At 55.1% G+C, this 10,715-nt stretch carries 8 protein-coding genes and 1 pseudogene; 6 read left to right on the top strand and 3 right to left on the bottom strand.

The window, feature by feature from the left end:
- Window positions 1–65 precede the first annotated feature (65 nt).
- From FFY45_RS01565 to FFY45_RS01580, 4 genes are all read left to right on the top strand, one after another.
- Complete coding sequence (locus FFY45_RS01565; RefSeq protein WP_255171837.1) at window positions 66–1,295, top strand: tyrosine-type recombinase/integrase; 1,230 nt, start codon at window positions 66–68, stop codon at window positions 1,293–1,295.
- The gene (locus FFY45_RS01570; RefSeq protein ID WP_176339073.1) at window positions 1,292–2,836 is read left to right on the top strand and encodes a site-specific integrase; all 1,545 of its coding nucleotides are present in this window, start codon (window positions 1,292–1,294) and stop codon (window positions 2,834–2,836) included. Before FFY45_RS01565 ends, FFY45_RS01570 begins: the two co-directional genes overlap by 4 nt.
- 808 nt (window positions 2,837–3,644) lie before the next feature.
- Entirely contained in the window at window positions 3,645–4,895 is a 1,251-nt protein-coding gene (locus tag FFY45_RS21920) for a hypothetical protein (protein ID WP_217902404.1), read from the top strand.
- The gene (locus FFY45_RS01580) at window positions 4,892–5,326 is read left to right on the top strand and encodes a hypothetical protein (RefSeq protein ID WP_176339074.1); all 435 of its coding nucleotides are present in this window, start codon (window positions 4,892–4,894) and stop codon (window positions 5,324–5,326) included. Before FFY45_RS21920 ends, FFY45_RS01580 begins: the two co-directional genes overlap by 4 nt.
- 305 nt (window positions 5,327–5,631) lie before the next feature.
- On the opposite strand, the pseudogene FFY45_RS01585 reads toward FFY45_RS01580, so the two are convergent.
- Window positions 5,632–5,868, bottom strand: a pseudogene (locus FFY45_RS01585) (hypothetical protein); the annotation flags it as partial.
- A gap of 127 nt (window positions 5,869–5,995) precedes the next feature.
- Here FFY45_RS01585 and FFY45_RS01590 point away from each other — a divergent pair.
- A complete protein-coding gene (locus tag FFY45_RS01590) occupies window positions 5,996–8,062 on the top strand; it encodes a hypothetical protein (RefSeq protein WP_176339075.1) in 2,067 nt (688 codons plus the stop codon).
- 380 nt (window positions 8,063–8,442) lie between these two features.
- Here FFY45_RS01590 and FFY45_RS01595 read toward each other — a convergent pair whose 3' ends face one another.
- Window positions 8,443–8,775 (bottom strand): BPSL0761 family protein, encoded by a 333-nt coding sequence (locus FFY45_RS01595; RefSeq protein WP_176339077.1) that lies wholly within the window; start codon window positions 8,773–8,775, stop codon window positions 8,443–8,445.
- A gap of 967 nt (window positions 8,776–9,742) precedes the next feature.
- Here FFY45_RS01595 and FFY45_RS01600 point away from each other — a divergent pair.
- The gene (locus FFY45_RS01600; RefSeq protein ID WP_181019389.1) at window positions 9,743–9,988 is read left to right on the top strand and encodes a helix-turn-helix domain-containing protein; all 246 of its coding nucleotides are present in this window, start codon (window positions 9,743–9,745) and stop codon (window positions 9,986–9,988) included.
- A gap of 535 nt (window positions 9,989–10,523) precedes the next feature.
- Here FFY45_RS01600 and FFY45_RS01605 read toward each other — a convergent pair.
- Window positions 10,524–10,715: transposase (locus tag FFY45_RS01605; protein ID WP_176339078.1), on the bottom strand; the 192-nt coding region annotated here is incomplete at its 5' end.

Consider the following 10,715-nt stretch of genomic DNA (forward strand, 5'->3'; position numbering starts at 1 on the left):
GAGTCAACATGGCGGCTGGCTATAGGGTAAGAACAGTTCGACTCGAGTCTGGAGAACGGCTGCCTATGCTGTTGTGCAAGGCGTCGGGATCTCCCCTGTGGCATCCAACTCTATTTCTGGTGACTGAGCTTAGAGCCACCGGTCTGGCCACGAATACGCTTGAACAGGCGGCCCGGGCGGTGATGATCGCCCACCAAGTATTTGGCTATCTCGATATTGACATTAATGAGCGGATTAGCGGGGGTAGGCTCCTTACCCTCGGCGAGGTGGACATGCTCACCAAGTTGGCCGGGCTACGGCAGCAGGAGCTCAATGCGCTGATCGAGGACGATGAGGCCTCCCAAACAGTGTCTTCGCGTGTGGTAGCGCTCGAACAAACCCGAATGTGCTCCCTGGCAAAGGCTCCAGCGCAGGTGGGGGCCGAGACAAAGGCCACCCGTCTAGCCTACATCCGTGACTACATTTCTTGGTTGACGGTAGGCCGGCGTCTAACGCTAGAAGCAGGCCACGCTCACAACAGCAGCCTGCATGAGGCAGCTCAAACTTTCGTCGGCCTAATAAACGCCAGGATGCCACGCCGCGATTACAGGCAGACCAGCCGACAGGGAGTGGGGGCGGATGTCCGTGCGCGAATTCTCGACGTCATCGATCCCGCCAGTCCATACAACCCGTGGAAGAACAGGCACGCCCGAGTCCGTAATCAGCTCATTTTCTTGTGGCTGCTTCTTCTGGGCGTCCGAAACGGCGAGCTGCTTGCTACATATGCCAGCGACGTCAATGTCCGGTCCGGAGAAGTCACGATCATTCGCCGGCCTGGTAACCCGGAAGAGCAGCGAAGCAATGCTCCATTGGTCAAGACGCGAGGGCGTTTACTCGCTCTGGGCCCTGATCTGGCGGAAATGATAAAGGCGTACATCACAGGGGAGCGCGCAAAGATCAAAGGCGCACGCCGACACCCTTACCTCTTCGTGGCGACAGGAACTGGCAGTCCCTTATCAAAGCCTGCCCTCAACAAGCTTTTCAGAGAGCTGCGCACCAGAGTCCCTGGGCTGCCTGACGACCTCTCTCCCCATGTCCTGAGGCACACCTGGAACGACGACTTCTCTGAGCTGATGGATGGCCGCGGGGTATCCGCCGAAGATGAAGAGCGCATGCGTACGCAGGCGATGGGCTGGTCTCCTAAGTCGAAGATGGCCTCGCACTACACAAAACGACACGTGCAACGAAGGAGCAATGAGGCTTCTTTGGAAATGCAAGCGAAGGCCTTCCGCCGCTCCATAAGGAAGACGCAATGAAACATGACCCAGTGCTTCAGGACGATGCCAGAGAACTGCGTGTACCACCTGCATGGGGGCTCACTCGTACTAAGTCTGGCATCGAGTTCGATCCAAATGCCGACATCTGGGCGTACCGCGATGGTGTGAACAATGTATTCCTGGATTTTAAGCAGCTGCCAAACGCTGTCCAATTGCTTTGTGATAGTGCCAAGTCCGTATTGACGTGGTACGCCGAGAATCGATCTCCAGACCATCTCCACAACATGTTTCGACGCCTTCAGCATTTCTTGCGTGCTGCGCCGAAAGAGCTTTCCCGCATTAGTGATGTGGACCTGCTGAACTACCGCGCAGGACTCGATGAATCGACGGAGTGGTACTTGGGATCTCTCAGCGGGCTGCTGCGTAAGTGGGCTCAGCTTGGCTACCCAGGTGTTGGCGAAGACGTCGAGCTACTTTTGAAGCAATTGCGACTCAAAGGCAATGCCAAGGGTGTGTCGGTGCTCACATGGAACCCGCATGACGGCCCTTTCACCCACATCGAAGAAGAGGCACTGCAGGCGGCGCTCAACCAGGCATATGCTGAAGGTGATATTTCCACGGGAGACTACGCGCTGGCTTGGCTTTTTATCCTTCTGGGTCAGCGCAGCAAGCAGTACGCGTCATTGAAGGTCTGTGATCTTCAGTTGAAGCGGGATGCGGACGGAATACTTAAGTACTCGGTTATGATTCCAAGTGCCAAGAAGGGGGCCAAGTTCTCGCGAGCGCAATTCGTGGAACGCCCCATCATCGAGCAATTTGGAGAGGTGCTCAATAGCTACGCTGAGAAGGTGCGCCTCAGTTTTCGTTCGATCTTAGACGATGCGAGCCAGGCTCCTCTCTTTCCTTCTTCGCGCTCTCCGGGCGATGACAATGGATTTGCGTTTCATCAGACCGCAGCTGATGTTGGCGCGGCTATTACTGCCGTCCTTGAAGGCCTGTCAGTGGTGTCGGAACGTACTGGCAAGGCAATGAACATCAGTGGTGTGCGCTTCAGGAGGACGATCGGCACGCGAGCGGGGGAAGAGGGATACAGTCCTCTGGTGATCGCACGACTTCTCGATCATTCGGACACCCAGAATGTTGGTGTGTACTCGGCCAATTCGCCTGCAATCATCGAGCGCATCGATCGTGCGATAGCGATAGAGATGGCCCCCTTGGCCCAGGCCTTCGCTGGTACGTTGGTGGAAGGGTTGGGTGAGGATACGTCGCGCCGAATCATCGATCTGCGTGTGGACCGAAGTGGCTCTCCGATGGGCGACTGCGGTACACACGGATACTGCGGATTCAATGCGCCCATCGCCTGCTATACCTGCTCCAACTTCGAAGCTTGGTTAGATGGACCACATGAGGCCGTGTTGCAGCATCTGCTTGGTCAGCGTGAAAAGCATCTCAGAGCCTCGGATGCACGCATCGCATCCATCAATGACCGGACCATCTTCGCGGTTGCAGCTGTAATTGAGGCATGTCGCCAAGCCAAGGCGCCCCGAAGCTCACACAATGGAGCTGAGTCCAATGGTTAATGTTGTTCTCTTTCAGCCGCGCAGTGAGCTAAACGCAGAACAGAATTTGGCTGCGTTCACTGCTCTGTGCCGGAACGAGTTGACCATTTTCGGTACAGAGCTCGCCTTCGATGAAATGACATGGGATGTCACGGATTCTGTCAGGCTTAAGGCCAAGTGAGGAGCGCTTCGTGCTGTTTTTAGTTCTTGGGAGTCGGTTAACGAGCGTGTGCCAAACCCAATGCCAGAGCCTTTTGGCTCGTTCGCCAAAGCTTACTTTCGGTATCAGCATGGCTTGCGGCCGACAAAGGTCATCGGATTTCGTATCGCCTCACTTCGGGCACTGGCGGCTGCACTGGCCGAGCAAGCAACGTGTAACGTCGCCTCGGTGAATGCGTGGACTTTCAATAGGGCCTCTCAACTCATCCGAGCTAAGTTCAGCGCATCTGCGGGCTACCGAATCGGCTCGCAATTGGAGATGCTTGCGTCGTTCATCGACGAGAACCGCTTAGCGACAGTCCCTTTGCGCTGGTCCAATCCCATACCCCGCCCGGCCGAGGCTAACGGCAGGGTGGGGGAGGAATTCGAGGCTGCGCGGCAGGTTAAGCTTCCCAGCCCCTTCTCACTGGAGTGCTTGGCGCTGGCATTCCGGGCAGCTAGTGAACCTCCTGACCTGGTAGTAACGGCAGTAGCCGGAATTATGTGTGCCGCCCCAGATCGTGTGAATGAGGTGCTGTTGCTCCGGGCGGAGCCCGAGGTCACTACAACGCGCCCTGATGCGCTCCCAGCGTATGGTCTACGGTTCTGGCCTTCCAAGGGTGCTGACCCCATGACCAAGTGGGTTGTGCCGTCTATGAGTTCTGTAGTTCGCGAAGCCCTCAAAAGACTCAGCGATGTATCAAAGGAGGCGCGTCGCGTGGCTTTGTGGTACGACAGGAATCATACCTCGATCTTCCTCCCCTCACATCTTGAGCACTTGCGTGGCCGTGACTTGTCGATCGCAGACGTCGGCGAGATCCTCTTTACCGAGCCGGTGTTAGCAGCAAGCATCCATGCGTGGTGTATTACTAACAATGTGCGTCGCGAAAAGCACGGAAACAAGCTGGTCATGAAGTTCTTAGATGTTGAGGCTGCTGTCATTCGCGCTTTGCCTAAAGGGTTTCCCTGGCTAGATGTCGATTCCGGTCTGCGATACAGCGAGGCGCTATGTGTAGTTCGGCGTAATGAGCTGCATAGGGTCAAGCGGACGTTCCGTTGCATCATCGAGGCAGTGGACCAGAATTTTATCGCTAATGGTCTTGGTGGCCGTACCGAGCACGGATTCAAGTCGGTATTCGATCACTTGGGCTACTTCGAAGCAGATGGATCTCCCATAGTCATTCGCACCCACCAATTCAGACACTATCTGAATACGCTTGCTCAAGCCGGTGGTATGAGTGAGCTTGACATCGCCAAGTGGTCAGGTCGGAAGGACGTTCGCCAGAATAACGCGTACAACCATGTCTCCGATCGCGATGTTCAGGCCCGTCTTGTGGCATTGCGGCAGGAGGCACAACGCGAGCAGACAACTGAACTGCTGGCCGAGCCATTGCCGCAGGTCCGCATTAGCCTGATCTCGCGCGAAAAGTTTAAGGAGATGGGAATCCAGGCGGCTCACACAACAGATTTCGGAATTTGCATCCACGACTTCGTGATGTCTCCGTGCTCCTTGCACCGCGACTGCACTAACTGTAACGAGCAAGTATGCGTAAAAGGGGACAAGCTCGGCGAAGCCAACACTCGATTCAAACTTGATGAGACAGCAAGTCTTCTGGTTGAGGCGGAAGCCGCCGAGGCCGGCGGGTCATACGGGGCATCGCGTTGGGTCGAGCACCAAAGGTTGACATACTCCAGGCTATCGGAGCTTGTAGCGATTCTCGACGACCCTCAAGTTCCCCAAGGGGCGCTGATTCGTTTGACGCACACAAGGCCTGCATCCAGGCTGCATCAGGCTATAGAGGCTCGTCGGTCGTTGGAGAGGCGTGACAAAGAACCGGGGTTGATGAAGTGGGAGGTTCAAGTAAAGAGAGTCGAATCATGAGCAGAGCAAAGAACCTGAGCAGCGAGGATGTCGCCAAGATCGTCGGCATTCTGGACGGATGGTCGGGCCGTTTGACCTGGGACGCTCTATTGGACTCTGTTGAAAGGCATCTCTTTGCCAAGTACACGCGGCAAGCCCTGCACAGGCACAGCCGTATTCAAGCGGCTTTTGAGCAACGCAAGCGAACGTTGGCTGAAGGCGGTGGCACTTCCCGCAAGATCGAGGCCGTGCCTGAAATGCAGGTCGCGATGGACCGAATTGCCCTGCTGGAGGGGCAGCTTCAGCGCGTCTGCGCGGAAAATACCCGGTTATTGGAGCAGTTTGCTAGGTGGGCATACAACGCCAGCGTCAGAGGCTTGGACGAGGCGTACCTAAATTCTCCGCTGCCCACTGTGAACGGAGCAACTATTGGTGCTGGCCCAGCCACGTAGAAAGGAGGTCCTGCCGTCAAGAAGCGTTGATTTCATTCGAGCAAACGCTGGGGACAAATGCTTAGCGATCAGGCGCCGACATGTGCCACAGCCAGAATTTCATACCGTGAACACAGATCTTGCGAGGAGCCCGGTGCGGCGTTTGCAACTGCGGCAAGAAACGACTATGTCGAAAACCGCATGAAGCGTCGTACCGTCCCTCGTTTACTCGGCAAGGGAGGGTGTAGGCGCTGCTACATCGTGCGCTGTCGCGGGAGCTGCATGTGCTGCTTCTCAGCATGCAAAAGAGAGAATAGGAAGTCGTGCCGCTGGGCTTCGACTGTGGTGACGCCTTCTCGCGTCCCTGCATCAACTTCGGCACGCTTGACTCATTCGTTCAGGAGCTACGACCTGCAGCCAATCTTGGGATCAATGGCTTCAAGGGCGACCCGCAGGGATGGGTACTCCCCGCGCTGCTCCTGCACCATTCTCCCTGCGAGCTCACGCACCTCGGACGAGGACTTGTCCCTTCTCCATGTGTCAATCCTTTTAGCCTTCTCCATGTCTAAATCCTCTTAGAGCGTTGGGATTCCTCGAGAAACTGGGCGATTCACTCTCTGGTTGCGCTGGTCGACGGTATGAGAGCGAAGCATTACCTTAAGCGTTATCTACAGATATAGGATGTAATCAATGGGGATGTTCACGAACCGTGTTCGCGAGGAAAAGACATCAGGTCCAAACCTTCGCAGCTTCAGCTTGCAAAAGTGGGAGAAGGACTTTGCAGAGCACGGCTCGGACGACGGTGATAAAGAACTATTTGATGCTGGTCAGTTGATCCACAGCAAGCTTGAAGCCATAAGAAAAATTCTCAAGTTCTCTTCTGACGAAGCTATTAGCGCAACTACAAAGCTTCGTTCTTTTGCGTCTATGGTCAACTACAACTTCATTGTCACTCTTGAGAAGACCGACAAAGAACATAGGGCTAAACGTGCTGAAGCAACGGCGCCCATCACAGCTGAGGAAGCGACTGCAGTCAAGATCGAGTCTGCTTGCGGTCATCAGTGGTCACCACAAGAAGTCATCGAGTCACTCATCGATGGAATCGAAATCCCTGCAAGTATCGTCATCAAACAAACTCCCAGTCTTGCAGGAAACCCGAGCATGCAGCGCGTGGACTGGCACGAGGTTGCGAAGGAACTCAATCTCGGGCTGATGTATCGTTTCGCGGAAGACCTTTGGTTTGATGTCTTGTGGAATGGATACAAGGTAGTCGATGGCGGCCTCAGCAAGATCTTCGTTCCCACTGAACTTGACTACATCAAGGGCTTTCGAATAGGGGTCGAGAGGAGGCACTCACTAACAAGGTCTTTCGCCTTGATAGGCGCTCAGGCCCATCGTGATCTCGTAGAACTGGGCATTCCCTTCAAGCTGCACGACATCAAAGCGATCGAGCGGATAGGAAAGCGCCAGGTAATAAAAGTTGAAAGAACGCCACAAGGATCCACGCTCTTGAGCGACATTGTGTCGTTGAGAGCGATGGCAAGCGAACCGTACTACGACGATCTGTTGACCGAGCCACAACCGGGTTTAGGGGAACTCACGATCTCGTCTCTGCTCGATGTATGGACAGTAATTTCACGCGCTTCACAAATCCTTGCAGATGGAGTAAAGCAGCGGCACGCACAACGTGCAGGAAAAGAAGGGCAAATTCACGTATGGTTACCCGAGTACGCGCCGGTCCTGCAGCTAGGGGCGTTGGAAGAGGCTGTATCAGCCGCAGTAAGCGTAAGTCCTAAACTCAGTCGTCAGTTAGTCGAGTTCTTTATTTTCCGTGGCAGCAGAGGCCAGGAATTGTGGTCTCAGCCATTGCTCCCTGCAGGACCTGGTACGGTCATGCCGTTATTTGCTGCCACTATTTCCCCAAATCTAAGAAGATTGGTGGATGTCTGGATGAGGCAGGCCAAGGTCGATCTTGGCAGACGAGGCCCAGCGTTCGAAGACTACTTGCGCAACCTTGTGATTGAGACGCTAAGAGAGTCGACGGTGCTCCGGGCCTCCCGCTGCTTAGAAAGTTCCTTCACATTTAAACCTCAACGTGGGCAAGGCGAAGAGGTCGATCTGCTATTCGTGATTGGAGACACCGTGTTCATTGCCGAAGCCAAATGCGTCGTAGAGCCAACCGATGCCAAGAGCATGGCTTTCCACAGGAAAACGGTGCATGGGGCAGCCAACCAAGTTGCGCGCAAAACTAAGGCGATCTTTGAGAATCGATCAGAGTTCGTTCTTGCCATGGCAAGAGAGAAAATCCAATTAAAGGAGGACTTTAAGGTCATTTCACTGGTGGTTGTGAGTACGGCAACGCATGTAGGCGTTCCCGTCAATGACATTCCCGTCATCGACGACCTAATTCTTAAGCGGTTCTTGATAGGGGAACTGGAGGACGTTGCGGTCGACCTGGGTGATCTGTCAGTGCACGAGCGCGTCAAAACGATGCTGTATGCGACAGCTCAGGAAGCAGAGGATAGGGCAAGCAGATACTTTCAGTCACCGCCCCAGCTGAGTCGCTTCTTCAAGGGCATCCGTAAGCGCGCCGTTCCGATCTTCGCCGCAACGGATGTCGACTGGGGTGGATCATTGATCACCCTGGAGTGTGTCCCTGTTGGAGGCTTGCCGCTTACGTTTGATGTAGTAGACGAGCGTTCAACACCCTGGGTTCAGAAGGACAGTGCTAATACGCCTAGGTCAGTGCCGACTTAAACTTTGAGTCTCCAGCGGGGTAATGATCTGGTCCTCGTTACGACCGGGGGAGACGTTCGCCAAGGTACAGGTGGGGCGAATTCAGGCTGAAGATCGTCGTCAAGCAGCGGCAGTAGAAGCTGGAGTGCAGTAGAAGCTGGAGTACTGAAATGAGGCCCTTACAGCCTGTTTAACGCCACTAAGAGATGTTAACAATACTACTATGTAGCTGTCAGGCCGATGTTCCCCCGTTTTTTTTGCCGCTCTTAGCCGGATATGACCTGTGTCAGCTGTTCAAGTGGTCTGGTTTGATCTTGATGAGAACACGGGGTTCGTCCACCAGATCGGGTTGCCTGAGCCGTGCGTTCAAAGCATTGAGTTAACCAGTCGGTGCCAATGGGCTATTTATCTCTTGGTGTGCGTTTGGTTGAGCCGGATTGGATCTTGGTCCGCGAGTCTGCAAGGTTGTAATAGAGCCGAGAGATCCTATCGCTCAGCCCCATGGTCAGCGGCCCGTGCCGATAGCCTTCAAACCAATCGGGCTCAGGCTGTGGCAGGAAGTGCCCAATGACCGATGAAGTGACGGCAAGAGAGCACCCTGGTGTGGGGTAGTGACGTGTTAGCCGTGCCGCTTCGCGGCGCACCTCAATAGGCAAGCGCTCATCGAGCGCGAGTTCAACCAAGAAGGCGCCGGCTTGAAAGAGATTTCGCGTACTTTCTTCGGGTGTCGTCATATGGGCATCCTAAGGGAAGAAATTTCTGATCAAACAGCCTGCGCTTGAGACGCCATCTTGGTCACTCTTTACCTGTTAGCTTCTTTGCGGAGGGGGCAGCGTCCAAAATTTCTCTCCCATCGGGGCGATTCTTGTCAGGAAAAGTTCTAGCAGTATTGGACGGCGCCAATGGGCATTAGGTACGAAGCTGTACTCGTTATCAGCAAGGCCTCGCTGGGATTGCCTGGCCGCGAGCCAACGTCCTCGGCGTCGTAGATGAGTTTGTAGGGTAGCGTATGCCGCGTCTGTACCAAAGTTCCCTTGGGACAACGTGGCGGCAGCGTGGCGCACGCTCAACCACGCAAGGTAGCGACGTCTACCTACAGAATATGGCGCCCACTCTGCTCGGATCGCAAATATGAGCGTCTGGATGTCGCCGCTGTCCAGTCGATGGCGCTGTAAGAGACGAACAAGATAGGCCTCGCTATCCCCATCAGCGAGCAACCGCCATAGGGCATTGCGAATTATTCCATCGTCCTCGGCCAAGCGAAGTTGCAATGCCTCATCAAGTGCGGCTTGGATTTCTGTGCTTGGTAGGTCGATATCACAGTAGCGCCATGCTACAGGCTCGTAGACGGCCCGGTGGGGTGCAGCAGATGGAGACGCGCAGCGTATCAGGATGCCAGCCTGCTCTAGGAACTGAAGCAGCTGCTCCGTTAAGCAAGGGCGAGAGGTGATTGGGTTTGGCTGTTGGGTGGCGAGATGCAAGGCGCACCAAGCAGCAGTGCCCATCAATCCGACACGCTCGGAAGCGCGCAACAGCGCGGTGCGAGGAGTTAAAAGAGTCGGTTGAGTCTGGGCATGAGCCACGCATACCTCGGTGGAATCCGGCTCTTAGCGTATCAGGTGAAGGGAAGGGCGGCTACATGATTTTCATGTAATCAGTGGATGGCGCATAGATTGCTGGTCGCATTCAGCAATCGCGACCATGGCAACCAAGACGATCTATGACGGGCAGTACCGTGAGCTGATCTACCAGCTGCGTGCACGCCGTGAGCGATTGGGGCTTTCACAGGGTGAAGTTGCTCGACGGTTGAGCTGGCCACAACAACGCCTGTCGGCGATCGAAGCAGGCGCACGTCGTCTGGATATCTTGGAGTTTGTTTTGCTTACCCGTGCTTTGGGCATGACTGTGGCTGCTTCCACCAGGCTGCTGTTCCCAAAAGAAGGTTAGGTGGCAGATTCCCATACGGCGCTTTTACCAATTCGACGCCTGACTGGAGGGCTGATTAGTTTTCCTCGAGGGGTGTCAGCTTAGATGAGGTATAGGTTGCCGCTGGCCTAAAGTGGGAGGCGGTTTGACACTGCGAGGTCACCGACTCAGGGCGATGCGCTGCTGCCGTTATGACTAGAACCCACGCAAAGATAGGCGTCACTCTCGGAATGTCGCTGAATGCTGTAAAGATCTCTGCGGTGTTTTCTGGCGCCGCGACGAGTCCACGGCTGATGGTGCTGCCGGTCTTGTTATGACAATATTTCTCCGTCGTCAAGGCCACTTCACCCACCATGGTTGGGGGACGGAGGTCAGAGCCTCCACTCAAGCGCCGACGACCAGAAGCCTTGCATGCGAGGTCTCTGTTTTTGCGCCCCGCTAAGGAAGGTCTGAACAATGAGGCCTGAGAGTACGGGATGTCGCGTCGTTCCGGAAAGTCGCTTTTAGATCTTCTGAGTTTCGCCATTTCTGGCGCTTTTCCGTGGGAATCCCTGGGTTACAGGCGCACGCTCCCCATAGCCGGCAGTAACTGCTTTCGCTTCATCCACAGGTTTGAAAGCGCAAACAAGGCCAGCACTTGTGCCGTGTTCTTGGCCAGGCCGCGATAGCGGACCTTGGTGTAGCCGAACTGGCGCTTGATCACCCGGAACGGATGCTCCACCTTCGCGCGCACGCTGGCCTTGAAGTG

Origin of the sequence: Xanthomonas hortorum, from assembly GCF_011305375.1 — a bacterium.
GTDB lineage: Bacteria > Pseudomonadota > Gammaproteobacteria > Xanthomonadales > Xanthomonadaceae > Xanthomonas > Xanthomonas hortorum_E.